At 49.6% G+C, this 26,030-nt stretch carries 24 protein-coding genes, 2 tRNA genes and 1 pseudogene; 8 read left to right on the top strand and 19 right to left on the bottom strand.

Going from position 1 to position 26,030, the window contains the following annotated elements:
• Positions 1-62: 62 nt before the first annotated feature.
• Both dpiA and AC3ISQ_RS08530 read left to right on the top strand, forming a co-directional pair.
• Positions 63-740, top strand: a complete 678-nt coding sequence (gene dpiA, locus AC3ISQ_RS08535; protein WP_489352301.1) for a two-component response regulator DpiA — start codon at positions 63-65, stop codon at positions 738-740.
• 131 nt (positions 741-871) lie between these two features.
• Positions 872-947 (top strand) — tRNA-Asn (locus AC3ISQ_RS08530).
• 101 nt (positions 948-1,048) lie between these two features.
• Here the strand turns inward: AC3ISQ_RS08530 and AC3ISQ_RS08525 are convergent.
• The 14 genes from AC3ISQ_RS08525 to AC3ISQ_RS08460 all read right to left on the bottom strand — a co-directional run bounded on the left by AC3ISQ_RS08525 (position 1,049) and on the right by AC3ISQ_RS08460 (position 16,066).
• The gene (locus tag AC3ISQ_RS08525; RefSeq protein ID WP_489352299.1) at positions 1,049-1,537 is read right to left on the bottom strand and encodes a GNAT family N-acetyltransferase; all 489 of its coding nucleotides are present in this window, start codon (positions 1,535-1,537) and stop codon (positions 1,049-1,051) included.
• Positions 1,534-1,827, bottom strand: coding sequence for a type II toxin-antitoxin system TacA family antitoxin (locus AC3ISQ_RS08520; RefSeq protein WP_489352297.1), 294 nt, complete (start codon positions 1,825-1,827; stop codon positions 1,534-1,536). Before AC3ISQ_RS08520 ends, AC3ISQ_RS08525 begins: the two co-directional genes overlap by 4 nt.
• A gap of 166 nt (positions 1,828-1,993) precedes the next feature.
• Positions 1,994-2,776 (bottom strand): DeoR/GlpR family DNA-binding transcription regulator, encoded by a 783-nt coding sequence (locus AC3ISQ_RS08515; RefSeq protein ID WP_489352295.1) that lies wholly within the window; start codon positions 2,774-2,776, stop codon positions 1,994-1,996.
• Between the two features lie 201 nt (positions 2,777-2,977).
• The gene (locus AC3ISQ_RS08510; RefSeq protein WP_489352293.1) at positions 2,978-5,809 is read right to left on the bottom strand and encodes a metallophosphoesterase; all 2,832 of its coding nucleotides are present in this window, start codon (positions 5,807-5,809) and stop codon (positions 2,978-2,980) included.
• Between the two features lie 12 nt (positions 5,810-5,821).
• The gene (locus tag AC3ISQ_RS08505; RefSeq protein ID WP_489352291.1) at positions 5,822-7,117 is read right to left on the bottom strand and encodes an MFS transporter; all 1,296 of its coding nucleotides are present in this window, start codon (positions 7,115-7,117) and stop codon (positions 5,822-5,824) included.
• Positions 7,118-7,457: 340 nt separating this feature from the next.
• Positions 7,458-8,471, bottom strand: coding sequence for a DUF389 domain-containing protein (locus AC3ISQ_RS08500; RefSeq protein WP_489352289.1), 1,014 nt, complete (start codon positions 8,469-8,471; stop codon positions 7,458-7,460).
• Between the two features lie 322 nt (positions 8,472-8,793).
• Positions 8,794-9,630, bottom strand: coding sequence for a hypothetical protein (locus tag AC3ISQ_RS08495; RefSeq protein WP_489352287.1), 837 nt, complete (start codon positions 9,628-9,630; stop codon positions 8,794-8,796).
• Between the two features lie 357 nt (positions 9,631-9,987).
• Positions 9,988-10,188: a hypothetical protein gene (locus AC3ISQ_RS08490; RefSeq protein ID WP_489352285.1), complete on the bottom strand. Its 201-nt coding sequence runs from the start codon at positions 10,186-10,188 to the stop codon at positions 9,988-9,990.
• A 50-nt stretch (positions 10,189-10,238) separates the two neighbouring features.
• Positions 10,239-10,967, bottom strand: coding sequence for an ABC transporter ATP-binding protein (locus AC3ISQ_RS08485; protein ID WP_489352283.1), 729 nt, complete (start codon positions 10,965-10,967; stop codon positions 10,239-10,241).
• The gene (locus AC3ISQ_RS08480; RefSeq protein WP_489352281.1) at positions 10,964-11,839 is read right to left on the bottom strand and encodes an ABC transporter ATP-binding protein; all 876 of its coding nucleotides are present in this window, start codon (positions 11,837-11,839) and stop codon (positions 10,964-10,966) included. Before AC3ISQ_RS08480 ends, AC3ISQ_RS08485 begins: the two co-directional genes overlap by 4 nt.
• Entirely contained in the window at positions 11,836-13,122 is a 1,287-nt protein-coding gene (gene livM, locus AC3ISQ_RS08475; protein WP_489352279.1) for a high-affinity branched-chain amino acid ABC transporter permease LivM, read from the bottom strand. Before livM ends, AC3ISQ_RS08480 begins: the two co-directional genes overlap by 4 nt.
• A gap of 10 nt (positions 13,123-13,132) precedes the next feature.
• Entirely contained in the window at positions 13,133-14,047 is a 915-nt protein-coding gene (locus AC3ISQ_RS08470) for an ABC transporter permease subunit (RefSeq protein WP_489352277.1), read from the bottom strand.
• Positions 14,048-14,142: 95 nt separating this feature from the next.
• Positions 14,143-15,276: a branched-chain amino acid ABC transporter substrate-binding protein gene (locus AC3ISQ_RS08465; RefSeq protein WP_489352275.1), complete on the bottom strand. Its 1,134-nt coding sequence runs from the start codon at positions 15,274-15,276 to the stop codon at positions 14,143-14,145.
• Between the two features lie 388 nt (positions 15,277-15,664).
• Positions 15,665-16,066 (bottom strand): hypothetical protein, encoded by a 402-nt coding sequence (locus tag AC3ISQ_RS08460; protein WP_489352273.1) that lies wholly within the window; start codon positions 16,064-16,066, stop codon positions 15,665-15,667.
• A 676-nt stretch (positions 16,067-16,742) separates the two neighbouring features.
• Here AC3ISQ_RS08460 and AC3ISQ_RS08455 point away from each other — a divergent pair.
• Together AC3ISQ_RS08455 and AC3ISQ_RS08450 are read left to right on the top strand one after the other, a co-directional pair.
• A tRNA-Asn gene (locus AC3ISQ_RS08455) sits at positions 16,743-16,818 on the top strand.
• A gap of 149 nt (positions 16,819-16,967) precedes the next feature.
• Positions 16,968-17,307: pseudogene (locus AC3ISQ_RS08450) on the top strand (Arm DNA-binding domain-containing protein); the annotation flags it as partial.
• A gap of 47 nt (positions 17,308-17,354) precedes the next feature.
• Here AC3ISQ_RS08450 and AC3ISQ_RS08445 read toward each other — a convergent pair.
• Positions 17,355-17,981 (bottom strand): TetR/AcrR family transcriptional regulator, encoded by a 627-nt coding sequence (locus AC3ISQ_RS08445; RefSeq protein ID WP_489352272.1) that lies wholly within the window; start codon positions 17,979-17,981, stop codon positions 17,355-17,357.
• 119 nt (positions 17,982-18,100) lie between these two features.
• On the opposite strand from AC3ISQ_RS08445, the gene AC3ISQ_RS08440 reads away from it, so the two are divergent.
• Both AC3ISQ_RS08440 and AC3ISQ_RS08435 read left to right on the top strand, forming a co-directional pair.
• Positions 18,101-19,321, top strand: coding sequence for an MFS transporter (locus AC3ISQ_RS08440; protein WP_489352270.1), 1,221 nt, complete (start codon positions 18,101-18,103; stop codon positions 19,319-19,321).
• Between the two features lie 69 nt (positions 19,322-19,390).
• On the top strand, positions 19,391-20,155 hold the full coding sequence (locus AC3ISQ_RS08435) for an SDR family NAD(P)-dependent oxidoreductase (protein ID WP_489352268.1): 765 nt from the start codon (positions 19,391-19,393) through the stop codon (positions 20,153-20,155).
• 235 nt (positions 20,156-20,390) lie between these two features.
• On the opposite strand, the gene tmaR is transcribed toward AC3ISQ_RS08435, so the two are convergent.
• Together tmaR and AC3ISQ_RS08425 are read right to left on the bottom strand one after the other, a co-directional pair.
• On the bottom strand, positions 20,391-20,708 hold the full coding sequence (tmaR, locus tag AC3ISQ_RS08430) for a PTS system regulator TmaR (protein ID WP_489352266.1): 318 nt from the start codon (positions 20,706-20,708) through the stop codon (positions 20,391-20,393).
• A 171-nt stretch (positions 20,709-20,879) separates the two neighbouring features.
• Positions 20,880-21,944: an FUSC family protein gene (locus AC3ISQ_RS08425; protein ID WP_489352264.1), complete on the bottom strand. Its 1,065-nt coding sequence runs from the start codon at positions 21,942-21,944 to the stop codon at positions 20,880-20,882.
• A gap of 158 nt (positions 21,945-22,102) precedes the next feature.
• On the opposite strand from AC3ISQ_RS08425, the gene AC3ISQ_RS08420 reads away from it, so the two are divergent.
• On the top strand, positions 22,103-22,849 hold the full coding sequence (locus AC3ISQ_RS08420; RefSeq protein ID WP_489353192.1) for a S24 family peptidase: 747 nt from the start codon (positions 22,103-22,105) through the stop codon (positions 22,847-22,849).
• A gap of 121 nt (positions 22,850-22,970) precedes the next feature.
• The gene (gene sbcB, locus AC3ISQ_RS08415; RefSeq protein WP_489352262.1) at positions 22,971-24,401 is read left to right on the top strand and encodes an exodeoxyribonuclease I; all 1,431 of its coding nucleotides are present in this window, start codon (positions 22,971-22,973) and stop codon (positions 24,399-24,401) included.
• Between the two features lie 6 nt (positions 24,402-24,407).
• Here the strand turns inward: sbcB and eutR are convergent, their stop codons facing one another.
• Positions 24,408-25,457 carry an HTH-type transcriptional regulator EutR gene (gene eutR, locus AC3ISQ_RS08410; protein ID WP_489352260.1) on the bottom strand — a complete coding sequence of 350 codons (1,050 nt, stop codon included), beginning with the start codon at positions 25,455-25,457 and terminating at the stop codon, positions 24,408-24,410.
• A 20-nt stretch (positions 25,458-25,477) separates the two neighbouring features.
• Entirely contained in the window at positions 25,478-26,029 is a 552-nt protein-coding gene (locus AC3ISQ_RS08405) for a BMC domain-containing protein (protein WP_489352258.1), read from the bottom strand.
• Between the last annotated feature and the right edge of the window lies 1 nt (position 26,030).

Below are 26,030 nucleotides of genomic sequence, written 5' to 3'. Positions count from 1 at the left end.
TTATTTAACTGCTGATTTAAACTACATTTAACCAACCTATTTACTCGGAGTTCGGAGCGTTCATGGAATGGCTTAATATCCTGATTGTTGAAGATGAAACCCCACTAGCAGAGATGCATGCGGAGTTCATCAAACAGAACGGCGGTTGCCGTCAGATTTGGCTCGCGGGCAATCTGGCGCAGGCACGGATGATGACTGAACGCTTTAAACCCGATCTGATTCTGTTGGACAACTTTCTCCCCGACGGACAGGGTATTGAGTTATTACGTGAGCTAACCCTAAAGGGCTACAACGGCGGCATCGTGTTTATTACCGCCGCCAGCGACATGGACACCGTGGCCGAGGCATTGCGCTACGGTGTGTTCGATTATCTGATTAAGCCTTTGGCCTATGACCGCTTGAGCCAAACCTTGCAACGCTTTAGTCAACGCCATCAAGCATTAAAAGACAGCACCCGCGTCAATCAGCGCCGCATCGACGAAATGTTTAACACCTACGCACGTGTCGGCCAGCAGGCAGCATTACCGATTGGCATCGACGAATTGACACTCGTTAAGGTGCGCGAGTTGTTTACCGATCCTGATGCACGTCACACCGCTGAAACCGTTGCACAACAAATTGGCCTAAGCCGCACCACCGCTCGCCGTTATCTGGAATACTGCACCGCCAATCAGCAGTTAACCGCTGAGATTATTTACGGCAAAGTCGGTCGCCCACAGCGGATTTATCACGCTGTTTGATTTGCCGACCTAAAGCTAAATCTTAAAAAACTCAAGGAATTGCGCATTCTATAAGCAAACAGTCACAGAATGCGTATTCCCCCTTTGACATGCCTAAGGCGGCTCGCTATGATTCGCCCCGTTCACACGATTCCTCTGTAGTTCAGTCGGTAGAACGGCGGACTGTTAATCCGTATGTCACTGGTTCGAGTCCAGTCAGAGGAGCCATTTTCTTGTTTTTATGCCTCTTTGCGAATCTCTATCTGTTTTTGATTCAATAAGTTGGGTTGAGCCCTATCTCGAATCACATTTTCCAGAATAGAGTTAGGTTAACCCGCCACCAAATCCCCTAGCGTCACCATCAGCATCATCGAGTCAATCGGCGAAGGCTCAAACCCTACCTGCAAATAAAATTCCCGCGCTTCATCAGAAAGCGCATGAACCAGCATCCCGCGGATGCCGATAGTTTCCGCCACCTGAATCACCCGCAGTCCGGCATCCCGCACCAGCGCACGACCGATGCCCTTACCATGCAGTGATGTATCCACCGCCAGCCGCCCCAGCACTACTACCGGAATGGGGTCGGGCATATTGCGGCGAAAACGTCCGGGCGCAGTGTTTGTCGTTACCGCGCTGGAAGCCAGCGAGTAATACGCTAACACGGCAGAATTTCCGTCACAGCAAACGAACGTGCGGGATGCACTAGTGAGCTGGTTTTTCATCGCCCGCTGTTTCAGCCAGTTATCCATAGAATCCACACCGCAGCAAAATGAATCAAGAATATGCCCGGCGTGAAGAGGCTCAGGGGCAGAGATCATTTTTTCTGTTCCCACGGCGCGGAAGTTTGCATGGTTTTACGCAGCGCGGCGTTTGGTGCAGGAGCCTGATCAAGCCGGGTGAGAAATTCCTGATACGCTTCCGGGTTAGCAATAATGATGCGTTGCTCAATCAATGCATCTTCAGCAGCGGCACGTGCGGCGTCCAGCACAAAATCCGTGCGGTTTTTTCCTTTGGCTTTCGCCGCACGATCGATCAGATCTCGCTCGGCGGGCTTGATGCGTAGGTTTAATGTTTCGCGCTTTAGGGAAATGCTGTTAGCGGCTGGCATGATAGTATCCTCAATGTGTTACTGAGTATTAAGCATACACCACTGTAACGCCAACGTCATTACGGTAATATTAACTCAAAGGGAATCGCACCGAAGGAACGAACCTAAAAATATCCTGCATAATCCTATCATTCACATTTAAAGCTCTTCCGACATACTCACTTCGCTAAGTAGTGGTCACTTTGGTGGTTGCCACACGGCATTCAATCGGATACTGAGCTAACGCCGTGCTGAGTTCTGGATGATCAAAAGGCGTCGTGATCAACATATCCACTTCATCAAATCCGGCGATTTTAGCCAGTCCGGAACTACCAATTTTGCTGCTGTCCCCCAGTACCACTTTATAGCGTGCACCCAGTAACATCTGCCGTGCCAACATAGCCTCTTCCACGATTTGATTACGAAATCCGCTTTCGGGGTCAATGGCCACACAGCCGACAAAAGCGAAATCCACTTTGAACTGCTTCACCATTTCAATGGCATAAGCGCCCACAGTTTGCCGACATTTCCCCATGTATTGGCCGCCAATGAGGTGAATTTCAGTGGTAGCGTTTTGCGCCCAGATATTTTCTGCCAATAGTGGGGAGGTGGTAAATACCACTAGATTATTCACTTGTGAGAATAAATCGGTCAGCGCTAAGGTCGTACTACCGTGATCGAGAAATAAGGTATTGCCGGGTGAAAGCAGCGTTATCGCCTGCCGAGCGATCATCACTTTATTGTCAGTGTTTTGTTGCAGGCGGTTTTCAAAAGCAATTTCATCGTAACTTTTAACCCGCAACGCCCCACCGTGGATCTTTTTTAGCTGTTGCGCATTTTCCAGAAAGGTTAAATCACGGCGAATGGTTTCCTGAGTCACGTCGAGTTGGTTGGCAAGAGTTTGTACTGAGACTTCACTCTGAGCATTTAGGCAGTTGAGAATAAATTGGTGACGTTGTTGTTGATTCATACGCTCCCTCGGTCAAACAAAACTCTCCCGCAGAGGTCACCTCCACGGGAGAGAAAACGCTATACTCTAAATAATTCGAGTTGCAGGCAGGCGGCAAACCTGAGAATCCCTAGGAGCTTACTCAAGTAAGTGACTAGGGTGAGCAGGTGAAGCCAACGCACATGCAGCTTGAAGTATGACGAGTATAAAATGAAAACGTATTCACCAACGTTTGTCATCTACTAATTCGCGTAAGACCTCATAATCAGTAAAACCAGCCGCACCTTTCAGTTCACCTTGAGTACGCCAATCCACCGCACTATGCCAAAGCCAAGTTCTCTCTTTAGAGCATAATGACATTTGCTCCACCCACGGTAACTGCGTTTCTCCAGGTACCATGACGCCATTAAGTTCCAACTGGATCGCCATGGTGACTACTGAAGGCGGCAATGTCTGCTCTAAGTTATTAACACCGCGGTGCAGCGTTATTCGTTGCACTACTTCACAAGCGTTACCGTTAACGTCATAAAACATCAGTTGCGCAACCACTTGGCTCTGGTCTGCAATCTGGCACTGCAACTGCAATTTAAAGGCTTCGGTGACGGCGAATCGCTGGCTGTGGTAGCTGGCGCAAACTTCTGGCTGGGTAAAATCAAGCCAGATTTCCGGCATGGCTTCAGCCGTGGTCAGCGATTTTTGTACTTCTTCGGTCGACAGTAAGCGTAAATAAAAACGCAGTGAACGCAGATCCAGACTGAACAGTGAGTAGTACTTCGCCCGTTTACGCTGGGCGTCCAAGTAACCCATATTGGCGTAGCCGATACGCAGCGGATAACCCGGCCAATCGCGGATCTCAGCCGGTTCGTCAATACCGCCAATTTCCCCGACCTGTTCACCATCCCGCCAGATCCGTCCGCCCTGTTGCTTATTAAAGCCAACACCATAATGAGACCAATGGTGCAGATTCACCGAACCACCATCCCAATAATGTTCGTCGCTGTTATAACTCACTGCGCCGGTCAGCCAGCCACTGTCGCGAATAGCCAACCGCATCTGATAATTTGGCCCAGCAACCAGTGAAGGCCCTTTGCCAATGAGTGGGAAATGATCAAACCGGGTACGCCCTTGAAGTGAATTCACTTTTGCTTCAATCAGCGCCGTGACGCCCTGCTGAATACGTAAACGCGGATGGTCAGGGATTTCGACATAGTCATGCTGACCATCAAGGTGTAACGCCAGCCCTTGATCCCCTTCGCACAGCACCGGTTTGCCATACAACCAAGCATCATGCCCATTACCAGAACGGTCGCGAACTTTGGGCACCACTTGCAAACCATACGGAATATAAATGTTCCCCACCGATTGCCCGTTGAGCGTGACAGAACATTCGCCGACACCCGTGCAAGTCAGCGTCTGCTTGAAGTCACACCGCTCCCCTCCTTTCAGTTGTATTGGGCTGGTGACAATTTGTTGACCGATGCAAAGTGTCAAAACGAAATCGCCATCAATACTGCCAGCGTTTTCCAACTCAGCAAACACGGTTATCTGGTTATCATTGGGCGCGTCGCTACGGACAACTTGCGACTGGTGGACAGCCAAACGAGCCGGTGATGGTAATACCGTCACACTGAGGGATTGATTCCCCAGCGTTAGCTGATGCACCCCTGCTGTCGTTAATAACAGTGGAACACAAACGTCGCGCGTTTCCTGCGCCATAATCCACCCCACACGAGCGGGGGCATCTTCCGTAAAATGGAATTGCGTTTGCGGTGCTGGTTTACCGTTAATTTTTAGTGGCAACATCAGCGGCTGCGGGTAAGGTGCGGTGTTAATCAAGCTGGCCTGTAACTGTAGTGGCTCACCATAATTCAGTTCCTGCCTGTCAGTACACCATGCCGTCACTTGCGGTTCAGCGACATTTTTTTCTCGGTACAAGGTTGCCAACGGTTCAGTGTTGCCCACCTGCCAGAGAGTGATTTCTATACGCTCCTCAGTGACGGTCACTACACTGTAATCGTTATCACCCAGACACAGCATTTCGGGTGTCATACCAAAAGGTAATTCACCGCCGGATGCATAGATCAGTTGATGAGTTTCAGCCGGTTGGCAAGCAGCACCACTCGCCAAATACCAAGTATGTCCGTTGCTCCCCAACATGTGTTGCCAAGCGTGGACATGCCCCATTAATACGATGTCGGTGTGATAGCGCTCCAGCAGAGGAGCCAAATATTTACGGTTATTATCATCCAGATAATGATGATGACTGGTGGCGAAGCACCATTTGTTGGTTTGACGCATTGCCTGAAGCTGGCTTTCAGCCCAGGCTAAAGAGCCACTAATCGTATCGCTTAGCTGTTGAGAAGGTGCTTCGCCAAGCTGTTCCGTGCAAGCTAGCGCCAACGACCACGGGTTACTGTAGCAATGCAACAATTGCAGTGGACCATAGTCAAAACGCCAGCCCTGCCCAGTGACATTATCCATCTGTAGGGCTTGCTGCCCGACGGCAAAATAATCATCAAAATAAACGCCATCATCATGATTACCTTTGATATACAGCACCGGATATTGTGCCAAGATTTCACGTTGTGGCATAAACCAGTTCTGATACTGATCTTTTTGCATCGCGGAACCCATCAACAAGTCCCCGCCATGCAAAATAAAATCCGGTTGATGGCGCTGCACTGCCGCGCTGAACCCTTCATGTACGGCAAATTCATGGGTATCGGATACCCAGACAAATTTGACGCTTTGCGGTGCCTGTTGCAGCGTTTTAAATTGCCCTTCTGCGCAAGACTCACCAGCAATCTCTAAATGATATCGCCAGCGGGTATCCGGTTTAAGCCCTTCCACCCGACAACGATAAAATCCGGTGACTATCTGTTGATGCCCCCAAGGCGCCCCCACTTGCCCCTGTACGATATAAGAAAGATGTTCGCCACTCTCGCCATAAAGATGCAGTGTAACCGGTAACAATTTTTCGCATTCCCAGCACAAGGTTATCGCATCACAAGTCGGCGCCAGTAACCAAGGCCAGGTGATTAATTTGTTATTCATCGCCAACCTCTCTTACTCTGCAATAGCAGGCTGCAAGCGCTGGCGTTTAATACGGCGATACATAATCGTCGCGCTTACAAACCCTAGCGCCGCAAAGGTCATCATAATGATGAAGATACGCGTGTATGCCTCTTGCATACTGTAGTTATCCAGCAACCAACCGTTGATCGGGTTCAGCCAGAAGGTGGGGGAATAACCAATCATTGCCGCCAACGACAGTGCTGCACCACTGTAAGATTTAGGAATGTTCATCTCGCCAATCGGCGCAAAATAGACGCTACGCAGCATGTAAACCATGATCGAGATAGCAATCAGCATAATCATGCCAGGGTAGATCAACTCAGGGGTTTTCGGCATCACCAGCGTGATCCCCAGCAGAACCACAATAATCGGCAGCATGACTCGCATAAAGTTAACACTGGAGCCAAATTTGTTATCCGCCAGCCAGCCACCAATCGGGCTAGCAATCAGCCGGGTGCCAGAAGTATTAAATAGCACAAATATCGCCGCCAGCGTCGTCGGCAAGGCGTAGACATTTTGCAGGAATGGGAAGAACCATTGGGTACCGATGAAGCAGGCATAAATGCCGCAGGCAGTCATACCGGTCAACCAACATTCTGGCATTTTCAGCACTGTTTTTATGCCAGTGAACGCCTCTTTATTGCGTTCACTAGCGGTGGTTCCCTTCAAGAAATTGTCATCTGACAGCAAGAACCAGGTCAACAACGCCAAAATAATCATACAGGTACCGTTGACCCGCATGGCTATTTGCATACCCAACACGCTTTTACCCACCCAAGAAAACAGTAAGATAGCTAACCCGTTGGTTAGGAATTCAATGCAACCTCGCAGCAATTCCATCAAGCTAAACGCGGTTCCTTGGCGTTTTTCACTGGCGGAACAACGCACCGATTTCAGCACCGACGCCCAATAAGGGCCATCTTGGGCGAATCCCCAACAAAAGAAGATAATCAGCAGAATGGCGTAACCCGGCGAAGTAGACATATACCAGCCCGTGGCACCAATAAAAAGTAACGAACAGCTAATAATTTTCCGTGACGAAAAACGGTCGGTAAACCAAGTTGCGGGGATATAAGCAAAAATCCCGGTTAAGCCAAGTAAGCTAAACAACATGCCAAGCTGCACATTGCTGATTTGCAGCGTTTGTTGAAATGGCTCGTATAACACTGTTCTTAAAGAGTTTATGGAGTAGATAAACTGACTACCCATAATAATAACCAGAAAATGCATGAAGGTTCGCTTAGTAAAACCAATACTGGCTAACCATCCTTTCATTGTTTCTCTCATGGCGTATTACTCCTGCAATCGAGTTTGTGGTAACGGTTACACACGGTACGCACCGAGCAGGCACAAAACAACAAATTAAAAACAATAATTGTTGTTTTATGATGTAAATCTCAAAATAACGGACAAATTTACCACATCAATAATTTCACTGAATTAAATAGAATTTGTGAATAATGAGGAGAGGATTTAATGGCAGGATCTTCTTTTAATCCGATAAATAATAACGGATGACATCAAACTTGGAACTAAAGATAATATTTCATAAAAAACTGCACCTTATTAAGTGGGTATTCAACTTAATAAGGTGCAGTCCAGAAACTTAAGTGGGATTTGATGAGCTTTAGGTTTGTGATTGCTTAGCCATTCTACGATACCGAATACGGCGAATCGCGCGTTGCTCTACCCAGTAGGCGCAGCGTAGAGTAATCACCCCAGCGACAATCATCCCCGCGAGGTTCAACGCCAATTGCATCAGTGAACCTGTAACCTCGGTTAATAACGTATCGCCAGTATCGGAAATCACCGAGCTGATATCCACACCTTGCAATAGCAGATTGCCCCCTATCGCCAGCGCAAACGCCAAGTTCCCCGCCGCAGGCACGGTGGTGACAGCGATAAACACACCGATCAAGGCATTGGAATACGATGAAGTCATCGCCAGAATCCCGGCGCAACCTGCCAGAATCGCGACCACAAATGACCAACGATCTGGCGTCCAGATAAAGTCAGTCTGTGGGCGCGGTTTGAGTAAATCCCCCAAAGTGATCCACTCAAAATGCGCGCCAATCAGCGCCACCAATGCAACGCAAACCACCGAAATCGCAAAACCGGAAACCAACAGTTTTAGTCCTTGCCAGATCAGATAACGATAGCCTTTGCGGACAATCCCCAAACAAGCACCGGCAACCGGGCTAAAATCTGGGCTGACCACCATCGCGGCAATGACCACGATCACCGAGTCTAACTTAACCGCAATCGCTGCCAGCGCGACGGCAAGCCCGAGGAAAACATAGAAAGTCCAAGAAGGACGCACCGATTCAACCGCGGTCTGCGTCACCGCTTCCCAAATCACACGATCGGGCGAATCGTTATTCACTTCAGGGTTCGGCGAGGTACTCCAGGCTTCCTGATTTTCCACCAGCACTGAGCCTTTCACATCCAGCTTTAAGCGGCGTAGCCACACCACCAACGGATCGACCGCTACACGCGCCACGTCGCAGTGGATCACATCCCCTGCTGGCTGTAATGCAGCTCCTTTCATATGGATCAGGTTGGTCGTTTGTGGATCTTCGGTCAGATGCCGTAAAACAGCGTCGACTTGGTCGGTGGGAACAATAATTTGCAGGTGAATCATAAAGAGGAACACGGCTAATAGAGAATATCAACGGTGATTCTAGCCTGTTGTAGATTGATACAAAATCAGAACACCAGACAATTAATGGGCGAAAAAGATGAAACTATTGAAAGTAAAACCTTACTCATACTCGCTGCTGTTATTTTGCCATAAACTGATTCCTGAACCGCCTACGAATTCGGATTTCATTCCATTTATCACTCTCATTTTAATAAAGAACTCGACCGGGATATCCACTGACACAGCGATACCCGGCAAAGTGAAAAAATTCTAGGCGAATGTGCGCGATCTGTTTTTTATTATTATCAAAAAAAGTAGATTTTTACTTAACTTGAATTTCAATTCCTGAACAAACACCTTGTTCACGTTGACAATCACCATCAGTTACTACGCTATGACGCTGACTCCCTTCCTCGATAATTCCTGCAGGAATAGCGTTTTCGATCAATGAGTCACGCACCATGTGACTGGTGATTTCATCGCTGCTATCGTGGTTAATAATACGTATTTGATTAAGACGCGGATAAACATTACGCATTTCAATGGCCAAATTACGCAATGCATCACGGCCAGTATTACTCAGCCCAGCCAACTCAGACTGTTCTGCATCAAACAGTTCATCTTTGGCAATCAGGTAATAGCTCATTGGTTGAGTGAGCTGTTTGTCATAGACACAAGGTTCTACTTGTGTGGAGCGGGAAAGAATATGGTTCTGACGACGTGCTTGCTGCAACTCCTCCTCACCCAGTTTACGGCGTACTGGCTCGGGTGGAGTGAAATCACTCATATCATCCCGTACACGCAAGAAATAGGTTTTTCCTGGTTTTAATTCGGCAGCAAACAATTTTTCAGTTTTACCGCGATAATAGGGAGCATCGCTAATATACGCACCCAGTGTGTGTTTCCCCGGTTTCACACAGAACGTGGTGAAACCGCCCGGTAACAGACTGGTATGTAGTTGACTATCTACATAGATATTGGCTGCACCGGCTGTTGGGTTGGCGTTTTTCGGGCGGTAATATACTACCTGACTGAGTTCAGGAACGACCGGTTGAACCGCTTTATAGGCTTCAGAGTAGAGATTGACTGACTTGGCATGAGTGATAGGGAAATAAACTACGCTACCTAATACCAATAGAGAGATTACGATTCGTTTCATTACGTTGTCACGCTAGATAAATTGACAGCCAAAAGGCTTAAAAACTGAGGTTAACTTGGTAAAAATCACCACGGCCTCAGGCTAGGCGAACATAATGACAAAATAGGTAATAAAAATTAACAAGTCCAGTCTTGGTCGAAGGGAAGCGAGATATATCTCACAAGTCATTCAACGGGGAATCTGATAAAAAAAGCCCTTCTATGCAAAGGGCAAATGATTATCGAAAGAATGATCTGATAAGAATCTCTATATTGAGATCGCAATAAGAATAATATAATTCTAATGAACATTATAGTAAGACCGGTCTTGTTTGTCTGAACTTAAATCCCTTGAAAAAATTCAACGTAAATATGACCGTCAGACCGGGGAAAAGTAATTGTCGAAGGAAACTTGCACCACTTCACCAACGAGCAACGGCGCACTAATATACCCTTGAACGAGTCGACCCGCGCTACCATTATTGGTGATGAAATCGTCACCATATAATCCACTATCTTTACCCATTGAAGTCACAGTCGCATGTGCCGCAGGCGGCAACGTATCAACCGTAATGGTCATAGCACTGGAAGAAACTGAAATTCTACATCAGACATAGCATCTGCTTGATTCTATGATTTTACCTCTCCGCCGCCTAAATAGGCTTTTCTTACCTCTTGGTTACTCAGTAGCTCCGCCCCGCTGCCAGTCAGACGAATTTGGCCGTTAACCATGACGTAGCCGCGATCGGAGAGTTTCAATGCATGGTTGGCGTTTTGCTCCACCAAAAAGATCGTCATGCCGCTTTGGGTCAACTCGCGGAGGATGCCAAAAATCTGTTTCACGATTAACGGCGCCAATCCCAAACTCGGTTCATCCAGCAGCAGTAGCTTTGGGCGGCTCATTAAAGCTCTGGCGATCGCCAGCATCTGTTGCTCACCACCCGACATGGTCATCGCCCGCTGATTGCGACGCTCTTTCAAGCGCGGGAACAGTTCGAACATGCGTTGCATATCTTCTTCCACATGGGCGTTACCGACGGTGATGGTGCCCATCAGCAAGTTTTCCTCCACGCTCATGTCTGGGAAGATGCGCCGTCCCTCCGGTGCCTGAGCGATGCCACTGCTAGCGATATAATGTGTTGAACGCTGGCTGATGTCTTTGCCATGAAACAAGATCTGCCCGCCGCTGATACGGGGTTGACCGAAAATCGACATCAACAAGGTTGATTTTCCTGCCCCATTAGCACCGATCAGCGCTACCGTTTCTCCACTGTTGACCTGTAAAGATACCCCGTGCAAAGCTTGGATCGCACCGTAATGCACATCCACATCGCGAAACTCCAATAGCGCTTCACTCATCCCGCCAACTCCTCTTCGTCTGCGCCCAGATAGGCCGCGATGACGTTCTCATCGTGCTGGATTTCATATGGCGTGCCTTTGGCGATCACATCACCGTGGTCGAGTACAATCACTCGGTCGGAAATCTCCATCACCATGCCCATATCATGCTCGATCAGCAATATGGTGATGCCGTGTTGTTGGCGTAGGAAGCGGATGATGCGGCTTAACGTTGCCGTCTCTACTGGGTTCAGGCCAGCAGCGGGTTCATCAAGGCACAGCAATTCCGGCTCTGTACACATGGCGCGGGCGATCTCTAGCCGTCGTTGCTGACCATAAGACATCTCCCCCGCCAGTCGGTTGGCGCAATCCACCAGCTCTACCACTTCCAGCCAGTAGAAAGCGCGATCTAAGGCATCACTTTCTGCAAGGCGGTAGCCCGGCGTATTCAACACCCCCGCCATCAGGTTACGGTTGCTCTGCATATGCTGCGCCACCAGCAAGTTCTCCACCACCGACATTTCGCGGAACAGGCGGATATTTTGGAACGTCCGCGCCAATCCGGCACGGTTAACCAAATGAGTGCCGCCGAACATCTTGTAATAGAGACGTGAGCCCAGTTGCGCCGGATTAACCCAATCGCTAGCGCGAAACTTCTGCCCGAGCACGCGGATCACATCGGTCGGCTTCTTTTGGGTATTCAGCAAAATACTGCCGCCACTGGCACGATAGAACCCCGTCAGGCAATTGAATACCGTGGTTTTCCCCGCTCCATTGGGGCCGATCAGCGCGGTGATCGAACCGCGTTCCACTTCCAAGTTAACGTCGTTCAGCGCTTTAATCCCGCCGAAACGCATCATCAAATGTTCAACGCGCAAGATGGCATCATTCATGGTGCAACTCCCTTACGCGGAGCAAAACTGCTGCGACTGATACGCACTAACCCACGCGGCCGCCACACCATCATCACCACCATCAACACGCCAAACAGCAGTACGCGATATTCGGCAAAGCTGCGTAACAATTCAGGTGCCACCGTTAGCACAAAGGCCGCCAACACCACACCGATGGTGGACCCCATGCCACCGAGCACCACAATCGCCAAGATCAGTGCCGACTCAAAAAAGGTAAATGAAGTGGGGTTCACAAACCCTTGATAGGTAGCGAAGAACACCCCGGCGATCCCGGCAGTGGAGGCTCCCATCATAAAGGCCGAGAGTTTCACCAAAACGTGGTTCAAACCCAGTGAACGACAGGCAATCTCATCCTCACGCAGCGCTTCCCAGGCGCGCCCGATCGGCATACGGGTCAGCCGCTGTTTGACATACAGCACAAACAACACCACCAAACATAACACCACATAGATAAAGATAAATTTCAGGTTGGGGTTATAGGTTAAGCCGAAAAACTCATGGAAAGGAATACCGCCCTCTTTGGCCCGCCGCCCGAACTCCAGCCCAAACAAGGTGGGCGCAGGAACCGATACGCCGTTAGGTCCACCGGTGACGGCCATCCAGTTGTTCAGGATCAAACGAATGATTTCACCGAAACCTAAGGTAACGATCGCCAAATAGTCACCGTGCATACGCAGTACCGGAAAGCCCAGTAATGCGCCCATCAGCGCGGCCATTAGCGCGCCCAAGGGCAACATGGTCCAGAATCCCAGCCCGAGATACTGATAGCCCAGCGCCAATCCGTAAGCTCCAATAGCGTAAAACGCAACGTAGCCTAGATCGAGCAACCCGGCCAATCCAACGACGATATTTAGCCCTAACCCTAACAGCACGTAGATCAAACCGAGGATCGCTACCGTCAGCAAGTATTTAGTGGCAACAAACGGGAAGAATAAAGCGATGACTGCCAGCAAAGGGAGAATCCAACGCAGGCTGGTTTTAGCACCGATGGGGCGAACATAAACCCCATCGTTATTGCTTTCAAAACGAGCGGCAATTCGGTGCCCAGCCGGTGTTTGCAAGAACAAGCTCAACAGCAGCCGTCCTGCCATCACGATGGCAATAATCCACACCAACCGATAAGGTTCGAAATTAAAACTGTAACCGTTCAGCACAATGCCAACGATCGGGCCAAAGACAATTAACGCGATAAGACCTGCCAATACAGCATCCAACAGGCTGCGTTTAATATTCAGCCCTGGGTGAACTTGGGTTTGCGACATAGTTTATCCCTCACACCTTAGCGACCATGGGCCGCCCGAGTAGACCTTGAGGGCGAAAGATTAAAATCACCACCAGCAAAGCGAATGAAAACACGTCTTTGTAATCCGAGTTCACCATGCCAGCGAATTGCGCTTCGGCAACACCCAATAACAATCCACCTAACATTGCTCCCGGTAGCGAACCGATGCCCCCCAACACCGCAGCGGTAAAGGCTTTGATGCCAATAATAAACCCGACGTAGAAATCAAAAGTGCCGTAGTTCATGGTGATCATCACACCCGCCAGCCCAGCCATGGCGGCACCGATGACAAATACCAGAGAGATCACGCGATCGGTATTGATGCCCAATATCGAAGCCATTTTGCGATCTTGTTGAGTGGCACGGCACATACGCCCTAAACGGGTGTGTTGGATCACGTAGGTCAACACCGCCATCCCCAGCAGTGAAACCACCAAGATAAACACCTTAGTGTAAGTAATCTGGATCACGCCGCCATCAAAATTCAGGCGAAATACGCCATCCAGCAAGGTCGGGATACCCTGTTGGCGCGGCCCTTGGCTGATTTGTGCGTAATTTTGCAAAATCAATGACATACCAATCGCTGAGATCAGCGGAGCCAAACGGGTTGAGTTACGCAAGGGTTTGTAAGCGATACGCTCGATAACCCAGCCATAAACTCCAGTTACCACGATGGTGAAAACTAGCGTGCCGAGGATCAATAATGGGAATGACTGCAAACCGAAGAAAGAAAGCAATGCCAAACCAATGGCACACAGGTAAGCGGAGATCATGTATACCTCGCCGTGGGCGAAGTTAATCATGCCGATAATGCCATAAACCATGGTATAGCCGATAGCGATCAGGCCATATACCGCGCCCAACGTCAGGCCATTGACCAGTTGTTGCAGGAAGAAAACATCCATAATTTGTATCTCACCCGGTGATGGGACGCCAACAGGAGCGCCCCAATAAAATCATGGCATGGCCCCCGCCTTAGCGACGGGGAACCGTTGAATGTTTACTTCGTCAATTGTTGGTATTTACCTTTGTCATCCCACTGATAAACCACGTAATCAGAGACTTTCAAGTCACCTTTTTGATCCCAAGCTTTTTTGCCCATTACCGTGTCGACATCATGAGTTTTCAGCCATTCACTGGCTTTAGGGCTATCCGCTGCCGTTTTCCCATTCGTCGCCTTGAACGCTGCGGCGATAGCCTGGATAGAAGCGTAGGAATACAGGGTGTAACCTTCAGGTTCAAAACCGCTGGCGCGGAATTTAGCGATCACCGCTTTACCTTCAGGAATTTGACGTGGGTCGTTACCGAAGGTCATCAACACGCCATTGGTGTATTGAGGTCCACCGGCAGCGGTGACTAACTCCTCAGTCACTACACAGTCACCAGAGAAGAACTTAGCCTGTACGCCTTGTTCACGCATCTGGCGCACCAACGGCCCGGCTTCTGGGTGACAGCCGCCGAAGTACACCACATCTGGTTTTTTCGATGCTATTTTGGTGACTAACGCGTTGAAATCTTTCTCGCCACGCGAAAGCCCTTCATACAACACATCGTCTACCCCACGTTTTTTCAACGCGGCTCTGGCGGCATCCGCCAGCCCTTGTCCGTAAGTGTCTTTGTCATGGATAATCGCGACTTTTTTCGCTTTCAACGTGTCAATCATATAGTTAGCGGCAATCACTCCTTGCTGATCATCACGCCCACACATGCGGAACATATTTGGGAAACCACGCTCTGTGATTTGTGGGTTGGTAGAGCCGGGAGTGATGGAGAGAACACCGGCCTCGTCATACACTTCGGAAGCTGGCATGGTGGAAGATGAACAGAAATGCCCCACCACCGCCGCGACTTTATCCTGATCTACCAGTCGGTTAGCCGCAGCTACCGCCTGTTTGGGTTCACAGGAATCATCGCCCTGTACCAGTTTGATTTTTTCCCCGTTGATACCACCAGCGGCGTTAATGTCTTCTGCGGCTTGTGAAGCGCCGCGCCAATATTGATCCCCATAGGTGGCATTAGGCCCAGTAAATGGCCCAGCGACACCGATAACAACATCAGCCTGGGCATAAAAAGCAGAACCAAAACAACCGATAAGCACAGCAGCGAGCGGACTTTTAATCAATTTCAATGACATTATTCTCTTCCTCAGCACTGTTTTAGCGAAACGCCAGAGGCGTGATACGAGCGGTCACTTTATGTGTAGTCGGGGAAAATAATTTTCGCGAGGGCGCACTCACATTCCCCGCAATTAAATAAGCAAAAATCCAGCCAATGTGACGGCTGATACATTATTTTGGCGATTTTGCGCGCGATCTCAGCGGAAAAAATGAAGGAGCTCACTACTGAACGAAAGGAAAAAAGGGAGAAGTTTTAGATTGGTGACTCAATGGCGCCATATTGCACCATCAATGTGCAATATCATTGAAGTACTGATAAAAAAATAGCGCCCTCATTTGGGGCGCCATTCGGCTTTTAGTATTCCCGGACCATCCTTGAACACTGTCCTTCCCATTTGGGCAGGATTAATTCTTTTCTACACGATCAACCAATGAGTTGGTCAGGTCGGTACGAATATCGTTACAGGTTTTGGAGATACGGAACTGGTAAGCAGAGTCCATGATCACGTTAACATCGCTGCTCACGCTCTCACGCACTTTCATATACAGTTTGGCTTGCGTCACGATACGGTTCAATTCAGTACTTTTAGCCTGATATTGTGCCGGGTTGACTTGTTGTAACGCATTTAGCTCTTTCAAGCAGCTATACATGATGGCGTCATTACCTGCGCCAACAGAAGGCGATTCTTGTTTCGCCTGTAAAGTAGCCGCTTCAGCCGGTGCTGTTTTAGATTTAGAACGATTGCCCGCATTTTGACAACCTGCCAGTAATAGACAAAGAGTGACTATCGCAATTGTTTTTTTCATTGATTTTAAAACTCCGGGAATACAAAGGAACGGTATTAATTTGCCGCTATTAGTACAACTCCACGTAGCATAGAGCAGTAGTCTTACACCTGCCAACCCCCGCAAAAAACGTTAAATTTGCAAGAGTAATCCTAAAGGCTCGTTAGATTATCATGGAAGAACCCCAGAGAAAACCCCAAAATCGGCATACATAACTTATACTTCAGTAGATTACCACAATCACGAGCTTTAACCAGCTGGCTTGATCACTATATTGATGAAAAAACAGGATATCTACTGCCACTATAGTGATCAATTTTTACGTCCTTCATTCCTACTAGAATAAAAAAACAACAGACCGCACAAAATGCCCCTGTCATGGTGACAGTATGATTAATATCATCGAAATATTTGAATACATTAGATACCACTTTGATATTTAATTTATTCACCATTTGTAAACCGTGGCGAAATAAGATTCAGCCTTTGGATGAAATGATAAAATCGAGTCACTCGTCCATAGGTGATATAACAAATAAAATGACACTCAATGAGTGACTATTTATCCATCAACACTATCGATAATATGCCGAAAAACCCTGCAAGATGCTCATTCCAGCAGCAAACGCGCTTTTCACTCATTTAGTGCTTTGACAAACCTTCAGACGCTCGTTATTATGCGCCCCGTTCACACGATTCCTCTGTAGTTCAGTCGGTAGAACGGCGGACTGTTAATCCGTATGTCACTGGTTCGAGTCCAGTCAGAGGAGCCAACTTCTTGTTTTCATGCCTCTTTGTGAATCCCTATCTAATTAAGATTCAATAAATTATCGTGAAAAATATTCCCGATGCGTTTTCAGTTTTCCCTTTGCATTGGGAGAAATTTGGGATCAAGTTGGTTCGATAATGGAGTGCCCCCCATATATCTCTCAATGACACGAAAATCCGCAGTCTCAAGCCTTCTGATAAATCCTTTAAAGTCTCCGATTCACACGGCCTATACCTTTTGGTCAATTCAGGCGGTTCACGTCTCTGATATCTCAAATATCACATAAACAAAAAAGAATCCCGTCTAAGTTTAGGTGCTTACCCCGATGTACCCCTGTCTGGCGCCCAGCAACAGCGTGATGGTATCCGCAAGCTGCTGGCGCAGAACATCAACCCCGCCCAACAACGTCTCGCCGAAAAGCCGACCGCTCACCGGAAAGGTCTTTAAGACCGTGGCACTTGAGTGGCATAAGGGCAATATAAAATGGTCGCAGTTGAGAGGACCTCTGGATACCCAAACAAGCTCAAGCAGCGACAACGGTTAACGTGTGGCGTCACAAACATCCGACGCGCAGCTATCCCATACGCGCATAACCTGGCTGATAGCCGCATTCAGCTGGGAAAGCGGCACGCCATCTCGTGCCTGCATGGAAATCCCGGTCAGGAAGGTATAGAACACCGTGCCAAGCACAGCCGGATCAGTTGCAGCAGCCAATTCGCCCGCTGTGATGGCGCGCTGCACACAAGCGTTCAGACCCACTCGTGACCTGGAACGCTCGTTAGCCAGCGCTTTCTGGATATGTCTATTTTCTGGCGAACAGGTGCTGGCTGAAAGCACCAGCAGGCAACCCAGAGGGTGGCTGCGGTCTGTCTGCATCCTTGCCGAACGCCGCAATGATTGCTCAATGGCCTCTTTCGGTGGCAACGATTCATCCCAAAGGCTGGCAACAACCTGCCCATACATCCCGATATAACGCCCCACCACTTCCTGGAACAACAACTCCTTCGAGCCGAAGGCCGCATAAAAGCTCGGCGCGGAAATTCCCCCCATACCCTCTTTAAGCAGGGTGAGCGTGGTGGATTCGTAGCCGTGTTCCCAAAAAAGAAGCATGGCTTGATTGATCGCTTCATCTCGATCGAAGTTGCGGGGGCGCCCCATTTTTGCCATGGAAGTTTCTTTCTAAGACAGGATACTTAAATACTAACCGATACAAAAGTGATTGACCAGCCGGGACGAATATCATTATATTTATACCAATCGATATAAATGTGCATAAGAGATCGACAATGAATAAAACGGTTTCATCGCCAGTGCCGGGCATCGTTTGCACTCCTACAGCCGAAACGCTTCCCCGTGCGGGTTTGCTCGCTCTGGCAATGACCGGCTTCGTGGCTATGCTGACCGAAATCCTTCCGGCTGGCTTACTACCACAGATAAGTGAGGGGCTACACGTATCAGATGCCATGGGGGGGCAACTCATGACCGTCTTCTCCCTCGGCTCACTTCTGACAGCCATCCCGTTGACTGCCGCAACCAGGGGCTGGCGTAGACGGTCAGTTTTGCTGCTGGCGATCATCGGGTTTCTCATTTTCAACACTATTACCGCGCTATCAACCAGCTATCCATTGACATTAATCGCACGTTTCCTGGCGGGTGTCGCGGCAGGGCTGGCGTGGGGGTTGCTGGCTGGATATGCACGACGCATGGTGAGTGCCCCCTTGCAAGGACAGGCCATGGCGATAGCGATGGTAGGAGTGCCTTTGGCGCTGTCGTTGGGTATGCCTTTAGGGACCTCGGTTGGAACGATGGTTGGTTGGCGCAGCACCTTCGGGATCATCTCGGGACTGACGTTAGCGCTGGTGTTTTGGGTACTGCTCAAGGTACCTGACTATCCGGGGCAAGAAGCAGACCAACGCATGCCAATACGCGAGGTCTTCACTACCCCAGGCGTGCGTCCAGTGCTGATTGTGATTCTGGCATGGATGCTAGCGCATAACATTCTCTACACCTATATCGTGCCCTTCCTGGCATCTGCCGGACTTTCCAGTCGAGTGGATGTTGTACTGCTGGTGTTTGGCATCGCCTCGTTGCTTGGGATTTGGCTCGTGGGCTTGTTGGCCAATCGATGGCTACGCTTACTGGTGATGAGCAGCTTAGGCGCATTTGCTCTCGTCGCTGCGGTACTCCAGATCGGCGGCACGGTGCCGATGGTGGTTTACCTTAGCGTTGCTGTTTGGGGGCTGACTTTTGGTGGTGCGCCGACATTGTTACAGACGGCTTCAGCCGATACGGCTGGAGAGAATTCTGATGTTGCGCAATCGATGGTAGTGACGGCCTGGAACCTGGCTATCACTGGCGGCGGTTTAGTTGGCGGACTATTGCTCGAAATGAACGGCGTTGCTTCTTTTCCATGGATATTGCTGGCCTTACTGCTGGCCGCTCTTGTCGTGGTCTGGCTTGCCAAAGAGCACGGATTTAGATCAGGACAGCGAGACTCAACAAGATGATTTTTTCCTACCCACACCGGCAAATTGTTACCCGGTATTTTTCAAAAACATGATGACAAAGGAGTACAAATGAACACAGGTTCTCTCAACGGAAAAAATGCCCTAGTCACTGGAGCCGGTTCTGGTATCGGTCGACATGTTGCCATTGCTTTAGCGGCGGAAGGCGCCCGCGTGGTACTGGTTGGCCGGCGTATCGCCGAACTTCAGCAAACCGGCGAAGAGATCGAGCGAAAGGGAGGAAGTTATTTGGCGGTAGAAGCTGATATCACTGATGAAGAGAGCGTGCGGACACTTCTGGATAAAGCGCTTGCTGGCCGTAAGCGACTGGACATCGCGATCAACGGCGCAGGTATGTTTCGTGCCGGCACCATTGACGAAACAGAGCTTGATACCTTCAAGGAAGTCCTGACAACCAATACTGTCGGTACCTGGCTATGCCTGAAGCATGAAATCCTCGCAATGAAACGTCAAGGTGGTAACAGCGTCATCATCAACATTGCCTCGAATGTCGGTTATCACCTCACTCGACCGGGAACAAGTGCTTATGCCGCCTCCAAAGCAGCAGTGACCGTCCTCACGCGAACCGCAGCGCTGGAAGCCATTAGCCATGGCATCCGTATAAACAGTGTCAGCCCTGGCCCTGTTGATACATCAATGTCCTACCGCGCGGGTGAAGACAAAGCGGCACGCGATGGGCGCGTCGCAGCGACCAATCCGTCCAGACGTGTCGCAAGCCTGGACGAAATTGCCTCTGCCGTACTTTGGTTGTGCTCCGACGGAGCCGCCTACACGGTCGGCCAGGATCTGGTCGTGGACGGGGGCGCCTCAGTCTAACGGGTGACTTAATAAGAACGACTGTGTTTGCCCAATCCTACTCATCTGGGGCTAGTGAAAGCTGGCTAGTTACTGGCAAAAGCGATTCCAGTCAGAGAACCATATTTAAAAAGCCGATTTAAGGAAACTTAAACCGGTTTTTTGCTATTTTGCAGTCGTCAAAAATAAAAAGAGCCGAACAAATGTCGGCTCAGATAAGGCACTGTTCCCCGGTCAGGTCGGGGTTGAGTTTGGGTTACTTCACATCACCCATGGTTTTCAGCTTTTTGGACAGCTCACGACGTTCTTTAGACAGATCGGCGTTCTTGATAATGTAGTCATCAACACGATCTTCATAGTCGCCACGCATGTTGGCAATGATCGCCTGAATATCTTCAATGCTCATACCTGGTTTGATGTACTCACTCAAGTTGTCGAGCAACAGCACGCGCTTCTGGTTATCGCGGATTTTCTTCTCGTTATCGACGATTTCACGTTGCAGCTTGTTTTTACGACGAAACATACGCACAAACTCCAGAACGTCCTGGAAACTCGGCTTATTTGCATTATCCATCTTCATACCCTTGCTTTAGTAATACACAGATTCGATTCTTTGGTTTTACACCCACAATGTGACCAAGATACAGGTTTGTGGTGGCTAGACACAACAGACATTGGGCTTATCTTACCCATATTGCCGCCATCACCAAAACCTGAAGCGCCTGCTTCATGATCTGAACAGGGGTTAACGCGCATTAGTCGTGCAAACTTTGAGCAAATCGCCCAGTTCTTTCAGTTGTTGTGCCAACTCCATACTCAACCATACGTAACCGTAGATCGGCGCTTCACTGTGCGGATTGGCACTGGCTTCCTGCATCAGCGTTTTTAGCTCGTTGGAGATCTCCCCCAATTCACTACTCACCAACTGCGGCAATTCCTGATCGCCATTACGTGCCAGATCGGCCAGTAGCTCGATCGAACGTAAGGTCAACAACTGCGAACTACGCAGTGTTTTGGCATTCAGCATAATAAAGTGGCTTTCGCGTGATGCCCAATAGGCATCCGCCAGCAGCTCCAACGTACACACCAAATTACGGCTCACCGTTTGGATCGCCTCAAACACCGCTTTCGGGATATGGGTTTCTTTGCTGCTAGGGGTGATCAACGCGCGCTGTTTGACGACTTGTGTTAACAAATTCTTTAAGCGTGGTTCTAAATGAGGCCGTTCAATCACGTTCGGCGAAAGATAGGCATTATAAATTTGTCCGACGGATTGCAGACAGTCCGCCATTTGCATCCGCCACAGCATATAAGCGCGTTGAGGATAGATACTGGTAAACAGCAATGCTAATACCGAACCGAAAATCACATCGCCGCTGCGCCACAAAGCAGTATGCATATCCCCTGCTCCAGCACCGCAAACCACCGCCAGCGTAATGCCAATCAGTAGTGCCATATAAGGCCGTTTACCCAAGGTGAAATAACCGCAAACGAACATCACTACGCCGCACCATGCCAACATTAACGGCAGCGAATACAGCTCAAGATAGAGTGCGATTAGGCCAGAAGCCGCACCAAACACCGTGCCAGCAATGCGCTGTAAAGCGCGCTGGAGTACATTGCCCCAAAATGAAATCGGCCCCATTACCACCACTAAAGTGATGAGTGGCCAGGTTCCTTCTGGCACTTCCAGTAAGCGAATCAGTAAAAAAGTCAGGATGAACGCCAAACCAATACGCAAACCATGCACAATGCGGTAATTACGGTAAATCAGCAGTTCAAAAGCAGAGATTTTTCGATCCAGGCGCACAACACACCTACTAAATATTGATTGAATGCCCATAGTTTAACTGAGTAATTACTACAACGAATCTCTTTGTGTGTTGTTAACGCTTTCATCTGCACATTACATTTAGCCTTATGCTAAAATCAGTGCGCTAATTTGCTAAAGGCTGGGAGCCTGTGATGATGGAAACCAAAGAAATTCGGCGTAATAACCTGCGTGATTTGATGGCCGCCTATGCCCGTCAAGGCACCAATCAGAATGAATTCGCTACTTTGGTTGAATCCTCCCCGCCAACCTTAAGCCAGATCACCGGTGAAAAATCCTCACGTAATCTGGGCGATAATCTGGCTCGCCGTATTGAAGCTAAATTGGATCTGCCCAAAGGTTGGTTCGATGTTTTCCATGAGAAGCACTTGGAACATCCATTTGCCGATGTCGCCGCTGAATCGGACTTTCAACCTGCGCGCCTGAAACCAGTGGTATGGGAAGATACCGAGCAAGACAAAGAAGAGTTTGTCGAAATCAGCCTATTAGATATTGAGTTTTCCGCGGGGGATGGCTGTTACGAGATTGTCGATCGTGAAGAGTTCTCGTTAATTTTCCGCCGTTATTACTTGCACAAGATGGGCATACCGGTCAATGCGGCGCGCATTATCCGCATCTCGGGTTCTAGCATGGAGCCACGTTTGCAAGATGGCGATGTGGTCGGCATCAATACCGACGACACCCGTATTCGTGAAGGGAAAACCTACGCCATCCGCCACGGAAATTTGCTACGAGTCAAAGTGTTACTCGAACAGCCTGACGGCAGCGTGATTATCCGTTCCCTCAACCGAGAAGAGTATCAAGACGAGCGCCTAAGCTATCCGCAACGCAAAGAGCAGTTGGTGGTGTTAGGGCGCGTGTTCTGGTCATCCTCTTCTTGGTAATCAACATAAAATAAACGCGTAGCGGCTCGCATTTCGTACTCTAACCTCAAGCTCTGCTTGGCATCTCATCCTACGTGGTTACAATAGAAACCTATTTCTTCGCGACTAACGAGATGCGATTTTGAGCAGCAAGCCAACGGCCACTTTTTACATCCACGACTACGAAACCTTCGGTAAGAACCCCTCGCTGGATCGCCCGGCGCAGTTTGCTGGCGTGCGTACCGATATGGATTTCAACATTATCGAAGAACCGTTGGTTATCTACTGCGCCCCTGCCGACGATTACCTGCCCGATCCTGAAGCGGTGATGATCACCGGCATCACACCGCAACACGCGTTGGCAAAAGGCGTTAACGAAGCCGAGTTTAGCCACCAGATCCACCAAGCGTTTAGCGTGCCGGGCACCTGCATTCTCGGTTACAACAATATCCGTTTCGATGACGAAGTTAGCCGCAATATTTTTTATCGCAATTTCTACGATCCTTACGCCTATAGCTGGCAAAACGGCAACTCACGCTGGGATTTGTTGGATGTGATGCGTGCCTGCTACGCGCTGCGCCCAGAAGGTATCAACTGGCCGGAAAATGAAGACGGTTTCCCCAGCTTCCGTTTAGAGCATTTAACCCGCGCCAACGGCGTCGAACATGAACAGGCTCATGATGCGATGTCTGACGTGTATGCCACCATCGCGATGGCGAAATTGGTCAAGCAAGCACAACCACGGCTGTTCGATTATCTACTGCAACATCGCAATAAGCATAAATTGAATGCGCTGATCGACTTGGCTGAAATGACGCCGCTGATGCACGTTTCCGGTATGTTTGGTGCTGCACGTGGCAACACCAGTTGGGTGGCACCGTTAGCTTGGCACCCGGACAACAAAAACGCGGTGATTATGTGCGATCTGGCGGGTGATATCACCCCACTGCTGGAGTTAGACGCCGATCAACTGCGTGAACGTCTGTATACCCGTCGCGATCGATTGGCTGAGGCAGGTTTAGCGCCGGTGCCGCTCAAGTTGGTGCACATCAACAAGTGCCCGGTGCTGGCTCCAGCCAAAACACTATTACCAGAGAACGCCGAACGCTTGGGGATTGATCGTCAGGCTTGTCTGAACAATCTGCAAATTCTGCGTCAACATCCTGAAGTGCGCGAGAAAGTGGTGGCGCTGTTTGCCGAAGCCGAACCTTTCACTGCCGCCAATGACGTGGATGCCAAACTGTATGATGGTTTCTTTAGCGATGCCGACAAAGCCGCGATGCGCATTATTCAACAGACTAAACCGCAAAACTTACCCGCGCTGGATTTGGCGTTCAGCGATGGTCGGATGAAAGAATTGCTGTTCCGCTTCCGCGCCCGTAACTACCCCGGCACGCTCGACGACAGCGAACAGCGCCGCTGGTTGCAGCATCGTCAAGAAGCACTGAACGCCGAACGGGTGCAAGCCTACGTGTTGCAGTTAGAAGCGTTGTATAACCTGCACGAAGGTGACCAAGAGAAAACCGCCCTACTGAAAGCACTGTTTGATTACGGCAAACAGTTGGTGGGGTAACGACAATTAAGAACTCCGCAGCCGCGTACTCAGTGTTGCGGAGGGCTTCTCTTTAAACAACCGCTGATAGTCAGTAGCAAACTGACCTAAATGCCAAAATCCCCACTGCATTGCCGCATCTTTTACCGTGTGCCAACGTGAATAAGGGCTGATCAGTTCGCGGCGCACGGCATTCAACCGCAGAGTTTTCAGCCACGCATTCGGGCCAATGCCCAGCACCGCCTGGAAACCGTTTTGCAGTGTGCGGCGGCTAACGTAGAGCTCATTGCACAGATCCAACACCGTCAGCGGTTCCGACATCCGGCTCAGCACACAATCTCTGGCGCGAGAAACCAGCCGCTGATAGTTGACGTTATGCGACTGCGTGATTTCCGACACCGGCTGGGCGCTCTCCAGTAATTCACTCATGCCAAATAGCAGATTGTGGCTCAACACCTTACGCACATTGGCATTGTGCATTCGATCAGGATCTTGACGTCCTTGAGCTAAGGCCTGCTGGATAAAACTCAGCAATAACGCTTTCTTCTCCGGTGAAACATTCAGCGCACATTGATGTTGCAGCAGATGAAATAACCGCTCGGGATGTTGGAAAATATGGGGATGTTTAAACAACACATCATTGGCGATCACTACGCCTAAAATGGTGTAATCATCCGGTGTGCTCAGTTCGAACTCAGTCCCACCAGGACGTGCGGCGATCATCGGGCTTCCCAACAACTGCGAGCCAATAAAACCACTCTCTCGTTGATCCAGCGGAATACCAAACCAGAACGCATTCGGCCACACCATACAAGATTGGCGTAAGGCAAGGCTGGTGTACTCACGGAAGATCTGAATATCCTCCAGCAGGATCTCCGTCAATTCACCGGTAAACTGCCCAGGCTGCAATTGGTCATAGAGTTGCTGCCAAGCGGTAATGGTGCAGGCATGTTGATAAACATCATGGGTTAAACATTGATGCACACTTTCTTCTTCTACTAGCGGCGTCACCCGATCGTGATCGGTAAATTCTGCGCTATAGAGATGATGTAAGTCAGGATCAATTTTTCTGCTCATGTTGCACTCCTTTTCAGCGACTAACCGATCAACTGCCGCCAAAAATCAGGATGCGGATTGGGTACTACCATGCTGTACACCAACGCCCCTTTCGCCCCCGCGCTCTGCGTCGCGGCTTGCGTTGCGGCCTCAACATCCGCCACATCGCCACTCATTACGGCGTAACATTTCCCGCCGATACCATAAGCCATATGCAGACGAACTAACGTGACCGAAGCGGTTTTAACCGCACAATCTGCCGACTCAATCGCTGCCGCCACGCTAAACGTCTCCACCACCCCGACCGCTTGCCGCGGCCCCGGTTCGGTAACACCACTGATGGCGGGCAACACCTCAGGATGCACGTTGCTGAGCAAGAAACTGTCCACCAGCATTGCGCCGCTAGCTTGCTCACCCACCGACATTGCCTGATTCACCGCTGCCACATCACCGCCCACCATCACCACGTATTTACCGGGGCAAATAGTTTTCGCCATCAACAAGGAAACGGTGGCGCTTTTCAGCATCACATCCGTCACCTGCATCCCCTTGGCGATACTGGTTAACTCCACCAAACCAATTGCGTGATGCATG

The organism is Serratia sp. KH_031 (genome assembly GCF_057839655.1).
The sequence above is the reverse complement of the archived record's forward strand: the minus strand, read 5'-3'. Positions and strand labels throughout refer to the sequence as shown.